Raw genomic sequence first — 17,196 nt, forward strand, 5'->3', positions numbered from 1 at the left:
TCTCCCTACTCCCGAGGTGACTCCCCTGCCGCGGCGGGCCTTTCACGCACACCGGCCGGGGCGGGCACGCCCCTGGGTGTCGTCGGGCGATGACATGACGCCAAAGTCGGATCGTCCGGGACGCGCGCGGTGGGGCCGGTCCACAACCGGCCCCACCGTCGGTGCGCAGTGGTGCGTGGTGTGTCAGCGCACCCGCTCTGCCGTGTCCGTGTCGCGGGACGTCACGGCGGTGAGCCCGTGCAGATGCCAGTAGGTGTACGCGGCCGAGACGAGAGCCATGTGGTGGTACCAGCCGGAGAACGAGCGCCCCTCGAAGTCCAGCAGCCCGAAGTCCCGCTCCATGGAGCCGATCGCGTCCTCCGTCCCTGCGTGCAGTGCGGAGATCGAGCCGACCTCCGCGAGTGTGTGGTGGGTGAGGCTGGTGAGCCAGAGTGGGCGGGCCGGGCCCCCTTCGGTGAAGAGCCGGTAGGCGGGGCCGGAGGAGCGCCCCTGGACGCCGCCCGGCAGATGGACGAGGGACGTCTGGAGCCGTGTGAGCCCCTTCTGCCCCTTCTCCGCGGGGACGACGGCCGTCTCCATGTTCTGCGCGGAGAAGAGGGTCTTCGCCCTGACCGGTGACGAGGCACCCTCGCCGCTGGGCAGTTGCACCGGCAGGTGCGGTGGTACGGCGACGACGAAGTCGTAGCGACGTCTGGCGAGTCCGTGCAGCAGATACCCCACGTCCGGTTCGTCGCTCATGTCGGCGAGAACCACGGGGGACATGGAGTCCGTACGCGCCGACAGCCGGTCGACGAGCCGGAGTGTCTGCGCCCACAGCGGCCGGTACGGCTCGGAGTCCGGTATCCGCGCGTCCCTGCGCCGGTCGGAGTCCTGGGTCCAGGTCGACGGCAGATGCAGGCACCAGTCGACGGGAACCGGCGCGTCGTTCACGCACAGGAAGGAGCCCAGTCCCAGCTGGCAGTTGAGGGTACGGCCGGAGCTGATGTCGAAGTAGCGGTGGACACCCACCGACCGGTCACCGCGCTTGGGCAGGACCGCCCGTCCGATGGACAGCACGGGCTCGGTCCGACGGTCCGCCACCCAGCGGGTGAGCTCCTCCGCGACGTCGTCGAAGTCCCACGGGCTGAGGCTGACGAATTGGCGCAGGGACTGCACCACGGACGGGTCGTGGGAGATCGCCGTGGCGAGCCGGCGCACCGATTTCTTGCCCGAAGTGACAAGCAGCCCTTTCAAATAAGCGTGAGCCCACTTCCGTTGGTCAATCCGGCGCAGGCTCTTGAAGATCGTTTGGCTGAAATGGTCCAGAGAGGCTTCCGCATTGACGCCGTTCGTACTGCCTCGCGAAGGCGTGCGGGTGTCGGCTTGGGCCGTATTCATGCCGCAATAACTCCCCCGAGTTTACTGAGCGTTGTAGAGAAAGAGTGTAGGTGCGCGGACAGTGCCGGCGCCACCGTCTGAGTTGGGTGACTTGTTTGGCGCCTTGAGTGGCACACGATCCCGGAGCGCTCGACGACACGGTGTTGGCCGGATGCCGATCGTGCCCTCATGATCCTGTACCGGCTGTCGTCGTCGTATCGGGGAGACGCTCCTGACCTGCTGGAACGTGGGAGGAGTTGGCCATTCCAGGGCGCTCGCGGAGAACGGCGGGGAAGTGGTTCGGGGTGGACGAATCACGCCAAACGCCGGATTCGATCACCGAGTAGGAGAGGTGCTCGAACTCTGCAAAGTAGTGCTCGGTGGCGCCAGATCCTTGAACTCGCCACGATGTCGAGATCTACTCGGGGGCACGGCAGTTGGCCATCCCGACCTCAACGCAAACCGTGCAATGCCCGGTTCGTTCAGGTCTGTAGTACTCATCTGGGGGCGGGTGGCCACTGCTTTTGGCATGCGGGGGGAGAAAACACGGGGTGAAAGCTTTCCTATTTGCTCGGGGAGCCATCTCGAACCCGATCGGTCGATACGCGCGTAGACACGGAGGCGTGATGGCAAATCAGGTCGAGGACTATAGAGACTTTAAGGCGCTCACGTTCGGCAGGACCGCGGAATCAGTGTCGAGGAGCCGAAGAACCCGCGGCGTGGTGGACCCGCGGCGCGATCAGGTACTCACGACGAAAGTCGGACTCCACATACCCACGGGACTCGCCTTCGAGGAGTGGGAGCGCGCGGGTCACCAGCTCTCCGGGCTGCTCAACTCGTCGTCCTGGTGGCTCGGGGACTGGCTCGTATACGGCAAGGACCACTACGCCGACCGCTACGAGCGCGGTATCTGCGCGGCCGGGCTCCAGTACCAGACGCTGCGCAACTACGCCTGGGTCTCCCGGCGGTTCGAGCTGGAGCGCCGGCGGCCCGCGCTCAGCTTTCAGCACCATGCCGAGCTGGCGTCCCTCCGCGTCGACGAGCAGGACGCGTGGCTCGACCGCGCCGAGCGGATGAAGTGGAGCACCAAGCAACTGCGCAACGCCATCCGGGCCGAGCGTGAGGGCACGTCGAAACAGACGGACGCCGCGGTGGCGACCAGCCGTCTCGCCGTACCCGACAACCGGCTTCAGTGGTGGCACAGGGCGGCGACTCAAGCGGGCACCGACCTGGGGGAGTGGGTGATGGCCACGCTCGACGCCGCCGCCGACCAGTTACTGAAGGAGGTGGACCCGCAGCCGCCCCTTGTCTGACCGTTCCGTCGGCACGAGTCGCGGGGTCCGCACACTCCAGGAGGTACGGACCCCGCGTCACGGGACAACGACGCCTTACGGCAGACGGCTCATGAGATCCGCCGTCTGCATGTGCCGGGTGCATTCGCGTCCGGCGAACGACCGCACCACCCGGTCGCGGATCTCGGGAGTCTGTTCCTGGCTGAGCTTGAACATTCCCTCGGCCCTGGTCACACGGACACGGAAAGCGCCCACGGCCGGAACTATCTTGCGGAAATAGCCGAGGGATTCGCTCATGTCCCAGCTGTTTCCGAATACCTTCTCGAAGGCCTCGACCGTGGCCTTGACGACACCCAGCGTCTCTTCCGTCGACTCGATCTTCTCCACCACTCCGTGTACGTGTACGGAGGTGAAGTTCCATGTCGGGGCGGCCGGTGTGACGTCGTAGACGGTGGGCGAGACGTAGGCGTGCGGACCGGTGAACGTCAGCAGGATCGCCGTCCCGTTGTCCAGCGCCGCCCAGTGGGGATTGGCGCGGTTCATGTGCCCCAGCAGCGGCATGCCGGCCAGGTCAAAGGCGGCCTGCCCCTCCCACAGGGGGTCGGTGATGACCGGAAGGTGGGTGGCGAACGGGCCGTCGGCCGGGCTCCCGTTGCTGGCCATCAGCGCCAGGGAGTTCTGGGAGATCAGATCGACCATCCATGAGACATCCGGTTCCCGGTAATGGCTGGGGACGAACATACTGCACCCACCTTTCGTGGTGTGAATGAGACAGTGCCCGCCCGGCATGGAGTTCTCCGCGGCGCGGAAATGGGGCGGCGAATTGTCGGCGCGAATCCTCCGTACTGTCCTGTCGGCAGGACAACGGGCCCTTCATGGTGGCCTGTTGTCGTCTCCGGCGCAATGAAGAGAAGTTCCGGCGCCCGCGACATACTCGGTGAATCGGAACGGTGGCGAATTGCCGGGCCCCGACCGGTACCTGGAAATGGGTCCATTGAGCCGTCGGGGAAATTCATGGAGAGCGGACGTGCGGGCGGACGGGCGGGCGCCGGCCCCACGGGCCTGATGCACGCCGAGCGCCACCCCGTGGGGGAGCGCCTTCTGCACAACACCGGGGCGCAGGTGGCGCCGGCCCGGCCCGGTCCCCAGACCGACGCGCTGCGCGACGTGTTCAGCTCGCTCATGGTGTTCGACGAGGTCAACGAGTATCTCGGGGGCGTGATCACCGCGCTGGACATCCGGTACCCGGCCGCCGGCGACCACCCGTTGGAGGGCCGCCGGTTACCCGATGCCGACCTCTAGGCGCCCGACGGTGCCATCTGTGTCTACGAACTGCTCCACGCGGCACGCCCCGTACTGCTCGATCCGCAGGGCAGCGCCGAGGTGGCGTCGGCCGTCGAGGGCCGGGCCGACCGTGTCGACCTAGTCGAGGCACGGACCGAGGACGCGCACTCTCGTCCTGTCCGCCGGTGAGATCCCCGCTCCCGCCGCGCTCCTCATCCGCCCCGACGGCCATGTCGCCTGGGCCGCCGGCGACGGCCCCCTTGACATCACCGCGCTCTGGACGGCCCTCGCCACATGGTTCGGCCCGGCACTGCGGGGCCACCGCCGAGCGCCGCGCGACACCAACGTGCGACAACCTGGCGCCGTATCTTCGCACGGCTCTGACCTGCACCGATGGGCTGGTATGCCACAGCGGAACGCCACTCGCGCCACACTGTGTGCCGCCGGACTTGCCAATGGCGCAACAATGGTGCCACTATTGCGTCATGGACCTCGCGCCGTATGTCGAGACACTCCGCAGGGAACTGACGGTGGCCGCCGAGGCAGGGGGCGACGAAGCCCGCATGCTGGCGGACCGGTTGACCGCGCCTCTGGAGTCAGCCACCAGACTGAGCCTGCTCAATGTGTTGTCAGCAGCCATGGATGAGATCACCCGAGAACTCGCACCCGGCTCGGTCGACGTGCGACTTCGCGGGCTCGACCCCGAGTTCGTGGTGGTGCTGCCGCAGGAAGACCGGCCCGAACCGCTCGACGAGCCGGCGCCCGCACCGGCTCCGGTTCCCGCCGACACGGACGACGGGGGCACCGCCCGCGTCAATCTGCGTCTGCCCGCACACCTCAAGACCCGCGCGGAGGAGGAGGCGAGCCGTCAGGGACTGTCGGTCAACGCCTGGCTCGTACGCGTGGTGTCGGCCGCGGTCGACACGGGCGCCGCCCCCCGAACTCCTCAGAAGACCAGAACCGTCGGCCAGGGCTTCACCGGCTGGGTACGTTGACCAGCCGCCGCTAGGAACGTCACCCGCACCGCGCCCCACCAGCCGAGACGTCACGCACACCCAAGAGGACGGTAGAGCCATGCCTTCTTTCGACACCTCCGAACCCATCTCGGTCACGGCGCGCGTGGAAGCTGGTTCCATCCAGTTCACGGCCGGCGACCGATCCGACACCGTCGTCGAGGTGCGGCCCCGCGAACCGAAGAAGGACCAGGACGTCAAGGCGGCCGATCAGACCGAGGTCTCGTACGCGAACGGCGCACTGACCATCAGGACTCCCAAGGCCAATCTGCTCGGCCGCACCGGTTCCGTCGATGTGACGGTCGAACTGCCCACCGGGTCGAGTATCGGGATGACCGGGGGCTGGGCCCAGGTGGTCGGCGAGGGCCGGCTGGGTGAGGTCCGTGTGAAGACCTCGTCGGGTGATGCCCGGTTCGACATCACCGGTCCGTTGCAGCTGACGGCGTCGCACGGTTCGATCACGGTGGACCGGGTGGAGGGCATGGCTGAGATCACCACGAGTTCCGGGAGCCTTCGTGTTGGGCTGATCGACGGCCCCGGGGTGCTGAAGAACTCGCACGGCACCACGACGGTCGGCGCGGCGATCGGTGAGCTGCGGGTGAGTGGCGCCAACGGCGACATCGACATCCGGCGCGCGGAGGACTCGGTCACCGCCAAGACGGCACACGGCGCCCTGCGCGTCGACGAAGTGGCCCGCGGCACCGTCCAGTTGGAGACCTCCTACGGTGCCATCAACGTCGGCATCCGTCAGGGCACGGCCGCCTGGCTCGACGTCAACTCCGACCGGGGGCAGGTGCGCAACACGCTCACCTCCTCCGAGACCCCGGAGAAGACCGAGGACAGCGTCAAGATCCGCGCGCGCACCCGGTGGGGCAACATCGACATCCGCCACGCCTGAGATCCACTTTTCGCTTCACTCAATCCTTGCAGAACAAAGGGGGGCTCCATGTCTTCATCTGTCATGCCCACGCCGAATCGGATCAACGGCAGCCCGGGAACGGACGCCGCCGTCTCCGCCGTCGGTCTGCGCAAGTCGTACGGCGACAAACTCGTCCTGGACGGAATCGATCTGCGTATCCCGGCCGGGTCCATCTTCGCCCTGCTCGGGCCGAACGGCGCCGGCAAGACCACCGTCGTGAAGATCCTCTCCACCCTCATCTCCGCCGGTCCCGACTCCGGTGAGATCCGGGTCGGCGGCCACGACCTCGCCAAGGACCCGCAGGCGGTACGCGCATCGATCGGCGTCACCGGGCAGTTCTCCGCCGTCGACGGTCTGATCACCGGCGAGGAGAACATGCTCCTCCTGGCCGACCTGCACCATCTGTCCAAGAGCGAGGGCCGGCGTGCCGCCGCAGAGCTGCTTGAGCGCTTCGACCTGACGGAGGCCGCGAAGAAGCCCGCGTCCACCTACTCCGGCGGTATGAAGCGCCGCCTCGACCTGGCGATGACCCTGGTCGGCAACCCGCGGATCATCTTCCTCGACGAACCGACCACGGGCCTCGACCCCCGCTCCCGCCACAACATGTGGGACATCATCCGGGGACTCGTCTCCACCGGTGTCACCGTCTTCCTCACCACCCAGTACCTGGAAGAGGCCGACGAACTCGCCGACCGCATCGCGGTCCTCCACGACGGCAGGATCGCCGCCGAGGGCACCGCCGAGGAGCTGAAGCGGCTCGTCCCGGGAGGACACGTACGGCTCCGCTTCACCGACCCGGCCGCCTACCAGTCGGCCGCCGCCTCCCTGAGCGAGGTCACCCGCGACGACGAGGCGCTCGCACTGCAGATCCCCAGCGACGGCACCCAGCGTGAACTGCGCTCCATCCTCGACCGGCTCGACTCCGCCGGCGTCGAGGCGGACGAACTGACCGTGCACACCCCCGACCTCGACGATGTGTTCTTCGCCCTGACCGGCGGGACCAAGGTCCCCAACCAGACCAAGGAGGCCGGCCGATGAGCGCCCTGTCCCTCGCCGTCCGTGACTCGAACACGATGCTGCGCCGCAACCTTCTCCACGCGCGGCGCTACCCCTCGCTCACGCTGAACCTGCTGCTCACGCCGATCATGATGCTGCTGCTCTTCGTCTACATCTTCGGCGATGTGATGAGCGCCGGTATCGGCGGCTCGGACCGCTCCGACTACATCGCCTACATCGTCCCCGGCATCCTGATGCTCACCATCGGCGGCACCACCGTGGGCACCGCGGTCTCCATCTCCATGGACATGACCGAGGGCATCATCGCCCGTTTCCGCACGCTGGCGATCCACCGCGCCTCGGTACTCATCGGCCACGTCATCGGCAGCGTGCTCCAGTCGATCATGAGTGTGCTCGTCGTGGGCCTCGTCGCCGTGGCCATCGGCTTCCGGGCCACGGACGCGACCGTGGTGGAGTGGGTCCTGGCGGTCGTGCTGCTGACGTTCGTCGCCCTGGCGCTCACCTGGATCGCGGTCGGCATGGGCCTGGTCAGCCCCAACGCCGAGGCGGCCAGCAACAACGCCATGCCGCTGATCCTGCTGCCGTTCCTCTCCAGCGCCTTCATCCCGGTCGACACCATGCCGGGCTGGTTCCAGCCGTTCGCCGAGTACCAGCCCTTCACCCCCGCCATCGAAACCCTGCGCGGCCTCCTTCTCGGCACCGAGATCGGCAGCAACGGGTGGCTCGTCAGCGCCTGGTGCGTGGGCCTCGCGGTACTCGGATACCTCTGGTCCAGCTCCCAGTTCAATCGCGACCAGAAGTAACGACCACGAGCACGAGGCCCACCTCCCCGGGCCGCTCACCCCTCCGGGCGGCGTACCCCGACACAGCGTCGGCGTACGCCGCCCTGCGCCGAGGCGGTGGTCCGCCACCGGCCTTTGACACCGAGTCATACAAGGGGCGCAGCACAGTCGAACGGTGCGTCAACCCGCTCAAGCAGTGGCACGGTCCGTCCACGCGAACCGACAGGAGGCCGCTTTCGGGCGGGCGTCCTGACGGCACCACCGTGGACCATCCGCAAGCGCCTCAATCCGCGGCCGGTCAAGGAGACAGGGCCCAGACCGCAGCCTCCGGAACCTCATGCCAACAGGGTCGCCGAGCCGCGTGAGGGCGGGACCGGGCTCACCTCGTTCCACGAGAATCTGGACACCACCACCGGCGGCTGGGCCACGGTAGCCACCGGGGACATCATGCGCCCGTCCCTCGACCTGCCCGCGTGCAAGGTGGGCAGACCCGACCAAGATCCGCCTTCATCAGTGACCTTGGGCCGGTGCCTCCCCAGAGCCCTCCGGGTTCGGCGGCGCCGGTGGACTCGGTCGGTCTCGCCTCGCCGGGCCGACCTGCGGCTGCCTGAGCCAGCGGGGGAGCGGAGGTTTCGTCGTCTCGTTGGTCGGCCAGCCGTCGACGACTGTCCGCTTGAAGTGGTCCACGTGACGGTTGAGGGACTCCCACTCCCGGGATCTCGCGGGAACGTTCAGCCGTATCCTCCATACCGCTTCCAATTCATGCAGCGTCCCCCTGAGCCAGCCGCGCACCACCTCGGCGCGTTCGGCGACGCGGCCCAGGCGTTCGGCCTCATCCTGTCGGCCGTGCCGGTGCGCCATGGCGGCCAGGATGTCCATGACCGCGTAGAAGCACAGCATCGCGTCGGTCGCCGAGAGCACGCGGTGTACGAGGTACTGCGCGTCGTCGCGAGCCTGCAGTTGCCGGCGGCGCGCCGCCGGCAACAGCTTTCTGCGACCGTACGGCCTGGATTTCCAGATACCGTCGAAGTCGGGGACGCGTGGGTTACCGAGGGAGTCGGGCTCGCTCATGATCAGGGCGTTCAGGGTGAGCATGAAGGCCGAGCAGTCGGCCTCCACTTCGCGGCGCTGCTCCTCGCCCAGACCCGCCAGGAAGGAGTCCTCCCCGACGGGAGCCAGATCCTTGGCGAAGTGCCCGCCCATGATGTGTTCCAACTCGTGCGCGAGCAGGAAGGTCGAGCAGGCGGCGTAGGTGTCGGCGGACTCGGCGCGCGTCGTGGAGCCGTCCTCGCCGTCCGGGACGACGTTGGACGGGGTGCTCGTACCCCCGCTCTCCCGCAGACGCAGGTACGAGGCGATGGACGCGTCCAGTTCGTTGAGCGCTCGGCGCTCGCGTAAATAGTCGGCCTGCTCGCGTGTGCCGCCGCCCGGCGGTGCCACGACGAGCTCCCGGAAGATCTCCTCGGGGGGCCGGCTGTACTCGTCGTCGTAGTGCATGGCGACGACCGGCGCGCCCCACATCAACTGCGCCATGATGTCGACCACCAGCGGGGAGATCGCCATGACGTAGCTGGAGTCGGTGCCCGCGCTCACGCACTCGATGACCTGGCACTCCATGGCGGTCGAGGCCACGAGGAACGCCTCCACCCGGCCGACCAGCCGCGTCACTTCGGAGTGCTCGACCTTGGGCGACTGCCAGAGGACGAGAAGAAGGCCGTCGAGGTGGAGGCGCAGTTGCTGGTCCCCACGCGCGAAGAAGTGCTCCCTGCGCGCGGGCGGCAGAACGCCCCCCGCGATGGTCCGGCAGAACGTCACGTCGGTGAAGGCCTGCGACAAAACCCTTGCCTCGCGGGCCAGTTCGACGTTCTGCTGTTCGGCGAAGAGCACACTGGGCACATAGCCGTCCCCGGCCGGGTGAGCGTGCCCATCCTCACCCACCGCTACTCCCCATAACGCCCGTCGTGGACGTGGTGGTGGACTGAGGCCCCTGCTCGGCGCCGGACGGAGAGGAACCGGGCGATGGGGACGCTCCCGGGGCGGACCCGTCCGCGGAGAACCCGGTGACCGCGCCGAGCAGCGCCTGGGTGATGCCCTCGGCGTCCCGTACCCGGACCTCACCGTCCTGGTGCCGGATCACCACCATGCCCCTCGGCACACTGCCGTCCGCCTTGATCGTGACGCCCGAGGCCCCCATGGCGTCCACCATGACGCCCTTCTTGAACTGGCGCCGCAGCACACTGACGAGGTGCGTCAGTGCGGTGACGGACGCGGAGGCCGCGAACAGCACCTCGGCGAGCGGAACGCTCCCGTGCGCCGCCAATCGTCGGCCCCGCACCCCCGACTCCTCAAGCGCCGCCTCTATCTCGGCCGTGTCGTCCAAGGCCGCGAAGAGATGAATGCGAAAGGCCGCCCCCGTGTTCTCCACCACTGCTCCCCCTGCTTCAGGTGTCTCGGGCTCACTACCCCCGGGCGGTACGCGAAACACGACACAGCCGGCGGCGGCCCGCGGCAGGTTGGCATTTCACATGCCGCCGCGGCATACCCGCACCTCGCTCACGCTGGAGGCCCGAGAGGCCGTCGTAACCCTGGCGGGGTGGCTCGGGCGCTCCTCGTGTTGGGTGGCCCGGGAAATGTTGAAGGAGGTCGTCGCGCCCCGCTACGTCACGCCCCTTCGTGAGGGCGGATCGCTCCCCGGGATCGTCGAGGCCGATGATCCCGGGACGTACGTCATGAAGGTGTCTACCTGATGGCACTGACCTGCATCGATGCAGCTGTGCCCGCCTCTGAACCGCGAGGATGCGTCTTTCAGGATTGTGCCGCGCGACGTAGCCGATTCTTTCTACGCGCTCCCCAGCAAGGTCCATACTCCCCAGACCCCTTCCAGGAAGTGCTGTTGCGGCAGGCCGTGCTGGCACGGAACGTCATCCCATCGAAGGCACTGCCCGGGGCGCACGCTGAGTGACTGCCTGCGTGGGCAGGGCAGAAGCCTGGCGACGAGCGCCTGAACAAAGGCGGGGTGATTCATGGGCGGGTTGCTGGCCCGCGTATGGTCCGGATTCTTGGAGACAGTGGAGAGGGCGAGGGCGGCCAGTGCCGCCCACATGCCGAGCGTGAACAGGCGCCCGAGTGATGCCGCGAGGCCTTCAGACTGGGCAGGCACCTCAGCACGCGGTGCTCCTCCGGTGTCAGGTCACGTACGTACCCGCGAAAGAAGGCGGTGCGCAGCCGCAGCGCCCCGGGCCACAATCCAGCGGGACGAACGCCTGGACGACGGGCGCGAACCGGGACCGTCCGAAGCCGATCCACGCCGCGTGCCGCGACCAGAGCGGAGGCAGGGGTTGAGTGGAGGGGGCTGTCGCTGCCGTCGCCGTCGAAGAACGACTCGACCGAGATCGCAAGGGCCGCGGTGATCGCGTAGAGCGTAGTGAAGGAAGGCCGGCTCTTGCCCGTCTCGATCTACGAGACCAGGCTGGCCGAGAAACGCCGACCTCGCGGACGAGGGCGCGCAGGAATATCCCTCGCGCCAGGCGGGGTCGCCGGATGCGGGCTCCGACGGGCGGTACGGCGGCGGGGGACCCTGATGGTGCCCCTTCCGGCGTCGGCGTCTGTATAGCCCTGTTGAACAGAAGGTACCCGGCGCCCCCACGGGCGGCCCGTGAGCTGAGGCCGTTCTTCTTACGCGTGGTAACCGTCCAGGCGGGACAGGACGTACAACATGACCTCGTCCGGACCGCCGCCGATCGACCATACGGGGCTGTCCCGGAAGTACCGGGCGGTCCACATCTCCTCCATGTATCCGATACCGCCGTAGAACTGCAGGCAGGTCGCAGATATCTCGCGGGCCAGGCGGCCCACCTCCAGTTTCCCGACGGACGCGAACCGGAGGACGTCCTCACCGCGGATGTACGCCTCCGCTGCCGCGTAATTGTAGTGCCGCAGAATGTCCAGCCGTGCACTCAGCTCGGCCAGTGTGTAATTGATGTACTGGTTGTCGATCAAGGGCTTGCCGTAGGCATGGCGGGTCTTCAGGTATTCCGCGGTCCGGGTCAGGGCCGTTTCCATGCTGCCGACCGCGGCGTAGCACAACACCAGGCGCTCGTTCTGGAATTGACTCATCTGCTGGTAGAAGCCCAGGTCGATCTCGCCGATCGTGTTACTGAGAGGGACCCGCACGTCGGTGAACGTCAGCTCGGCGGTGTCGGAGGAGCGCATACCGAGCTTGTCGAGTTTGCGGTGGACCTGGAAGCCCGGCGTGTCCGCCGGGACGACGATCTGCGTAAAACAGCCGTTGCCGGGCCCGTCGGACGTACGGGCCAGCATGCAGATCCAGTCGGCCTGGACGCCATTGGTGACGTACAGCTTCGAGCCGTTGATCACCCAGTCATCGCCGTCGGGCACCGCACGGGTGCGAATGGCAGCCACGTCGGAGCCCGCATCAGGCTCGGTCACCGCGACCGAGCAGACCGCCTCGCCCTTGATCGCCGGGACCAGGTACTTCTGCTTGAGTTCCTCGCTGCCGAACTGGTGCAGCGACGGGGTTGCCATGTCCGTCTGGACGCCGATGCCCAGAGCCACGCCACAGGGGCCCACGCGGCCAAGTTCCTCGTGCAGGATCACCGTGAAGAGGTGGTCCGCGGCCTGGCCGCCGTGCCTCTCGTCGTACTCCACACCGAGCAGGCCGAGCCGGCCCATCTTCGGGAACAGCTCGTGCGCGGGGAACATCCCATTCGCCTCCCATTTCTCCGCGTACGGTCCGATCTCTTTCTCGGCAAAGTCGCGAACCAGTTGGCGAAAGGCATTGTGCTCAGCGGTGAAAGCCACCATTGTCCATCACTCCCGAATTGAGCAAAGATCCGATTGATCTTGAACCATGACTCGCGCACCCGCGACACCCACGAGCGCGAGGTCCCGGGATATCGATAACCGGTTTCTCGGCGACCTGCGGGATTGTTCTCCTTGTCTCGCCGACTTCCCGCACCGCGCTCTCATGGAGCACAGCGTTGTACACGCGTTGCCGAGCGCGGATCACAGGAGGGCGAGTAGCTTGGGCGTGTAGAGGGCATCGATCGATGCGACTCCGGCCACCACGTCGAGGTAGATGGCGACCAGCTCCGGATCGGACTGCACGGCCCGCAGCAGGGTGAGCCGTTCCTCGTGCGGAGGCGCGAGCCGGGCGACGCCGAGCGTGGCTTGGTAACCCGAGGCAAGTGTGGCGTCCCGGTCCTTGGCGAATCGAGCCAGGGCCGCGTCGAGTTGCGCGGGGTCGCCACCGAGCGTGCTTCCCACCTCCTGCACCAGGCTTTCCACCTGCAGGAACGCGTCGCTCATGCCACGTGCCGTGATGGAGTCCTTGTGATGTCCGGCATCACCCACGAGCACCCAGCCAGGCCCGGCCGCCTGCCGGAAGAAGTTCCGCTGGTCGCCGCTGCCACTCAGACGCCCCTCGGGCTCCCTGCCCCCCAGCCGCTCGTACAGTGCGGGCGCGGTGGTGCGTATCTGCTCCCGGTAGGCACCGCGCGCGTCGGCGCGGACTTCCTCGAAGCGGGACTGCGGGAAGTAGGCCAGAACGAGGGTGGCGTCATCGTTGGTGGGCACGGTGGCGACCCAACTGCCGGGCCGCTCGTACAGCTCCAGTTCGGCGGGGAGGTCCTGCCAGTACATGTAGTACGCACAGGTGAGCAGCGGGTCCTGCACGCTGTACGGCGCCTCCACCATCTCGGCCACGGTGGACCGCATGCCGTCCGCGCCGATCACCAGATGTGCGCGTTCGGTGAAGTTCTGGTCCCCTTGCCGGCCGGCGACTCCGATGATCCGTCCCGCCTCGTCCCGTAGCAGACCGGTCACCCGGCAGCGTTCACGGAACTCGGCGCCGGCCGCGACGGCCGCGTCCACCAACAGGGCGTCCAGGACGCGACGCCGAGGGGCGAATTCCGTTTGCTGCCCCGATGCGCCCCGGGCGTACCCCTCGATGCGAATGTCGGCGACTTCGTAGGTCGTTCGCTTCAGAGGCGGGCAGCCCGAGGTGCGGACCTGTTCCAGCACCCCCCAGCGGGCGAGTGCCGCGACTCCGGGCTGGTGGATGAGATGCGAGGAGAGGGTGTCGGAGCCGTACGCCGACTTGTCGAGCAGGAGTACTCGGTACCCCGCACGGGCCAGCAACATGGCGGCGGGTGCGCCGGCGCAGCGCGCCCCCACCACTATGGCGTCGTACATGCGAATGCCTCACAACGGATGTCGGCGAGCCGTGGCTCGGGGAGGAGACAGGAGGGACGGCTCACTTTGGTGACCGTCCACTCTGATCAGGCCTGGCGCCGCTTTGCGAACGAGCTGGCAGGCCTGGCGACGGCTGCGATTCGGCGTCGGTCTATTTTCCCATTCGCCGTGACAGGTAGCTGATCCATAACCGCCCAGAGAGGGGGAACCATATACGACGGCAGATTTTCACGGAGGCGGTTGCTCAAGTCGGCGGGTGTGACAGCCGTCCCTGGCGTCAGCCGAACCGCGGCTATGAGCTTCTTGTCAACGCTGTCGCCGTCCGTGACCGTCACGACCGAATCCTCCACCCCCTCCTGAGCATTCAATGACTCGCTGATCGCGTGCATTTCGATGCGGAAGCCGCGGATCTTCACCTGGTCGTCTTCCCGCCCCAGGAAGTGGAGTTTCCCGGCCCCATCGATACGTACCAGGTCGCCCGTGCGGTAAAGTCGCTCAGGAACGTCCGGCGAGAAGAAACCAAACGCCCGATCGGTTTCTACCTTTTCGTTGAAGTAGCCGGTGGCGAGGCCTTCTCCGGCGCAATACAATTCTCCGACAGCTCCGGGCATCAGCAGCCTCGCGCGTTTATCAAGAACATATACCCGAGTTCCCACGACAGGCAAGCCGATAGGAATCGGCCCATTGATGTCCGCCGGATCACGGACTGAATGGACTGTCGTGAAGGTCGTGTTCTCGGTCGGACCGTAGCCGTTGGTGACCACGAGACCCGGATTGTCCGCCAGAGCTTGTTTGATTTGCTCGTAGGGCACGACATCTCCACCGGTCAAGAGGTGTCGCAAACCACCGAACGATTCTGCCGAAAATTCTTGCACGAGCCTGAAAAGCCCGGCAGTGAGCCAGGCTACAGTTATTTGACGCTCTGCAAGAAAAGCGCCTATCTCGTTCGGGGTCAGATACTCCGGAGGACAGACCTCAATGGTCGCACCCGTCAGTAGGCCGCCCCAGAGCTCCAGCGTAGAGGCATCGAATGCAAGTGGCGACATCCGAAGAAATCGTTCACCCGGGCCCAGTGCCAGATACTTTCCATCGTGGACCAATCGGACAACCCCGCGGTGCGGGATCGCCACACCTTTTGGATCACCTGTCGAGCCCGACGTGAAGGCAATGTAAGCCAGTCGATTGGGATCAGGCCGGACGGGGGACACACTTTTTCCGTCGGCCTCCCATCCCCTATGCCATGAACTGACCACAGGTACGCCATGCGAAGCGATACGGTCGACCCCGTCGCCGACTACGATCGCAGCAGCGGGAGATGCCTTGGCGGTTATCTTGGCAGTATGGGATTCTGGTTGCGCCAGATCGACTCCCATATATATGGCGCCCGCCCAGAGCGTTCCCAACACCGCTACTGCCTCCGACACCGACCGCGGAACATCGATCAGGACCGTGTCGCCCTCTCGGACACCGGCGGCACGCAGCAGATGCGCCTGTTCAGCTGCCGCGACGGCAAGTTCGGAGTACGTCAGCACCGATTCTGCATCACGTATGGCCTGCGCAGCCGGCCATCGCTCCGCCGCGACGCGAAAAAGCTCGTCCACGGATGAATCTGGGAAGGCGCAACGTGTGCCATTGATGGCTTCGAGAGTCTTCCGCGCACTGGCGGAGAGACAGCGGATATCCGCCAGTGTCCCGCCTGCATGATCCGCTGCCATCGCCTCCACAAGCTGTTCCACGGCGGCAGAATAACCCATGATGAACTTCTCTGCCTCGCCTCCGTTCCACAAGTCCGTCGCATAGTCGACGTAACCTGCGAATGACTGGCCGGAGCCATCCAGCTGTACAGCGATATCGAACTCGGGTCTGCGGGTGGCGTCTTCCTCGGTGTGGATCACACCGGGAACAGCGTCCGTCGCCCCCGGATTGGTCTGGTCACGCACGTCAAAAAAGGCTTGGACGAGACCGCATCGTCCGGACTGTTCCACGCCCAGCCGTGCTGCGACCCTATCGAATGGAACATCCATTCTGTCCAAGCTCCATGTCAGCGATTCATGAACGTTACGGACGAAGTCTTGCGGTGCGAGATCGTCGTTGATGTCCACACGAACCGGAACAGGGTTTTCGACATTGGCGACACCGACAAGCAGAGTGGTTGCCCCGGTCAATCTGCTCAACGTAAGGCCGAATGCAGCCAGGAGAATGGGGAGTGAAGGTGCGTTCAGGGTTAGCGATCGCCTACGCAATAGCGTTGCAGTTTCGGTGGCCAGCTCAAAGGAGAGCCGGCTACTGCGCGGGTCGTGATGATGTGGACGAGGATTGTCTGACGGTATCTCCAGAACCGTCGGAACTCCCGCCAATCTTTCTGACCACAGTTCAACTGCGTGCTCGTCCTGGCTGTCAAGTGTTTCCATCAGGCGCCTCCCCTCAGGGTCGTCCCGTAACAGCTGGTCACGGCGACATGCTCTTGGTACAGCGGGGTGTAATCACGAGGGTGCGGACACGTCCGCAAGGGCCGACGTGGGGAGTCTTCCGTAGGAGAACGGGGACTGCTGGTCGCGCGCGACACATTCACGCATCGGTACTCCGCCGACCGCCAGGTCGTCATCACCCGCCGACAGCCACTTGGTCATCGCAGCCGTCCGACCGTTGGCAAGGAAGCATGACGACTGCGAGGCCTGGGTGTACGTGGGGGCATGCCTCAGCCGGCCGGACCCTCACGATCCCCGACTGCGGCTATCCGGGAACTGCACTCGTCTGTCCCTCACCGCCGTGAACGCACGCGGACGGAACCCCTGGACGGGAAAGAAGAACGAATCACGTGCTTGCCTGATGTTCTCCGGGATCATTGCTCATCAGTTGGCCCAGTACGGCGACCTGTCCCTGGACGGTTGGGTTCCGGAGCATGTCAATGGCCTTGATCGTGAGTCCGGAGGATTTTGTGATCTTCGCGATGAGAGAGATGAGCACGAACGAATCTCCGCCGGCATCAAAGAAACTGGTGTCGTCGCTGAAGGTGTCGTGGCCGAGCGTATCCCGCCAGGCGGAACGGACGAGATGGGTGAGATCGGATGGATCCTGAACCCGCTCGTCGGGGCGTGGAGATTTTATCGAGTCTTCCATCATCTATGCCTGTCCAGTTGATTGAATTTTTCGTTGCGAGCTGGCTTGGCCCAATTTGGTTCATGGGATCGCCATGTTCGGTCGAGGCAGCTACCCTCACGTCACCCGGACAGTAATTACTGCCCTGCAAGGGGTGAGGTGCCGCCTCCCCCAAGGAGTCTCGGGGTGGGGTCGGCCCCCGCATCGGGCAGTGCGAGAAT

At 66.2% G+C, this 17,196-nt stretch carries 16 protein-coding genes; 8 read left to right on the forward strand and 8 right to left on the reverse strand.

Annotated features, from left to right (window positions below; translation table 11 throughout):
* Positions 1-183: 183 nt before the first annotated feature.
* Positions 184-1,377: an IS701 family transposase gene (locus ACFWU9_RS23715; protein ID WP_384321530.1), complete on the reverse strand. Its 1,194-nt coding sequence runs from the start codon at positions 1,375-1,377 to the stop codon at positions 184-186.
* 698 nt (positions 1,378-2,075) lie between these two features.
* Here ACFWU9_RS23715 and ACFWU9_RS23720 point away from each other — a divergent pair.
* On the forward strand, positions 2,076-2,669 hold the full coding sequence (locus ACFWU9_RS23720; protein WP_384321532.1) for an LmbU family transcriptional regulator: 594 nt from the start codon (positions 2,076-2,078) through the stop codon (positions 2,667-2,669).
* 75 nt (positions 2,670-2,744) lie between these two features.
* Here the strand turns inward: ACFWU9_RS23720 and ACFWU9_RS23725 are convergent, their stop codons facing one another.
* The gene (locus tag ACFWU9_RS23725; RefSeq protein WP_384321535.1) at positions 2,745-3,389 is read right to left on the reverse strand and encodes an FMN-binding negative transcriptional regulator; all 645 of its coding nucleotides are present in this window, start codon (positions 3,387-3,389) and stop codon (positions 2,745-2,747) included.
* Between the two features lie 273 nt (positions 3,390-3,662).
* Between ACFWU9_RS23725 and ACFWU9_RS23730 the strand changes: the two genes are divergently transcribed.
* From ACFWU9_RS23730 to ACFWU9_RS23760, 7 genes are all read left to right on the forward strand, one after another.
* Positions 3,663-3,950 carry a hypothetical protein gene (locus tag ACFWU9_RS23730; protein ID WP_384321537.1) on the forward strand — a complete coding sequence of 96 codons (288 nt, stop codon included), beginning with the start codon at positions 3,663-3,665 and terminating at the stop codon, positions 3,948-3,950.
* Positions 3,951-4,004: 54 nt separating this feature from the next.
* The gene (locus tag ACFWU9_RS23735) at positions 4,005-4,121 is read left to right on the forward strand and encodes a hypothetical protein (protein WP_384321650.1); all 117 of its coding nucleotides are present in this window, start codon (positions 4,005-4,007) and stop codon (positions 4,119-4,121) included.
* 25 nt (positions 4,122-4,146) lie between these two features.
* On the forward strand, positions 4,147-4,578 hold the full coding sequence (locus tag ACFWU9_RS23740; protein WP_384321652.1) for a hypothetical protein: 432 nt from the start codon (positions 4,147-4,149) through the stop codon (positions 4,576-4,578).
* Positions 4,463-4,927 carry a hypothetical protein gene (locus ACFWU9_RS23745; RefSeq protein ID WP_384321654.1) on the forward strand — a complete coding sequence of 155 codons (465 nt, stop codon included), beginning with the start codon at positions 4,463-4,465 and terminating at the stop codon, positions 4,925-4,927. Before ACFWU9_RS23740 ends, ACFWU9_RS23745 begins: the two co-directional genes overlap by 116 nt.
* A 79-nt stretch (positions 4,928-5,006) precedes the next feature.
* Positions 5,007-5,843 carry a DUF4097 domain-containing protein gene (locus ACFWU9_RS23750; protein WP_384321539.1) on the forward strand — a complete coding sequence of 279 codons (837 nt, stop codon included), beginning with the start codon at positions 5,007-5,009 and terminating at the stop codon, positions 5,841-5,843.
* A gap of 48 nt (positions 5,844-5,891) precedes the next feature.
* Positions 5,892-6,902: an ATP-binding cassette domain-containing protein gene (locus ACFWU9_RS23755; RefSeq protein ID WP_384321540.1), complete on the forward strand. Its 1,011-nt coding sequence runs from the start codon at positions 5,892-5,894 to the stop codon at positions 6,900-6,902.
* Complete coding sequence (locus ACFWU9_RS23760) at positions 6,899-7,684, forward strand: ABC transporter permease (RefSeq protein ID WP_384321543.1); 786 nt, start codon at positions 6,899-6,901, stop codon at positions 7,682-7,684. Before ACFWU9_RS23755 ends, ACFWU9_RS23760 begins: the two co-directional genes overlap by 4 nt.
* A gap of 489 nt (positions 7,685-8,173) precedes the next feature.
* Here the strand turns inward: ACFWU9_RS23760 and ACFWU9_RS23765 are convergent, their stop codons facing one another.
* The 6 genes from ACFWU9_RS23765 to ACFWU9_RS23790 form a co-directional block, all read right to left on the reverse strand.
* Positions 8,174-9,601 carry a hypothetical protein gene (locus tag ACFWU9_RS23765; protein WP_384321545.1) on the reverse strand — a complete coding sequence of 476 codons (1,428 nt, stop codon included), beginning with the start codon at positions 9,599-9,601 and terminating at the stop codon, positions 8,174-8,176.
* Positions 9,594-10,088 (reverse strand): hypothetical protein, encoded by a 495-nt coding sequence (locus ACFWU9_RS23770; protein ID WP_384321547.1) that lies wholly within the window; start codon positions 10,086-10,088, stop codon positions 9,594-9,596. The genes ACFWU9_RS23765 and ACFWU9_RS23770 overlap by 8 nt, the downstream gene beginning before the upstream one ends.
* Positions 10,089-11,338: 1,250 nt before the next feature.
* The gene (locus ACFWU9_RS23775) at positions 11,339-12,487 is read right to left on the reverse strand and encodes an acyl-CoA dehydrogenase family protein (protein WP_384321548.1); all 1,149 of its coding nucleotides are present in this window, start codon (positions 12,485-12,487) and stop codon (positions 11,339-11,341) included.
* A gap of 201 nt (positions 12,488-12,688) precedes the next feature.
* Positions 12,689-13,876, reverse strand: coding sequence for an FAD-dependent oxidoreductase (locus ACFWU9_RS23780; RefSeq protein WP_384321550.1), 1,188 nt, complete (start codon positions 13,874-13,876; stop codon positions 12,689-12,691).
* 86 nt (positions 13,877-13,962) lie between these two features.
* The gene (locus tag ACFWU9_RS23785; RefSeq protein WP_384321552.1) at positions 13,963-16,287 is read right to left on the reverse strand and encodes an amino acid adenylation domain-containing protein; all 2,325 of its coding nucleotides are present in this window, start codon (positions 16,285-16,287) and stop codon (positions 13,963-13,965) included.
* A gap of 403 nt (positions 16,288-16,690) precedes the next feature.
* On the reverse strand, positions 16,691-16,999 hold the full coding sequence (locus ACFWU9_RS23790; RefSeq protein ID WP_384321554.1) for a phosphopantetheine-binding protein: 309 nt from the start codon (positions 16,997-16,999) through the stop codon (positions 16,691-16,693).
* Positions 17,000-17,196 lie beyond the last annotated feature (197 nt).

The organism is Streptomyces sp. NPDC058653, assembly GCF_042716895.1.
GTDB lineage: Bacteria > Actinomycetota > Actinomycetes > Streptomycetales > Streptomycetaceae > Streptomyces.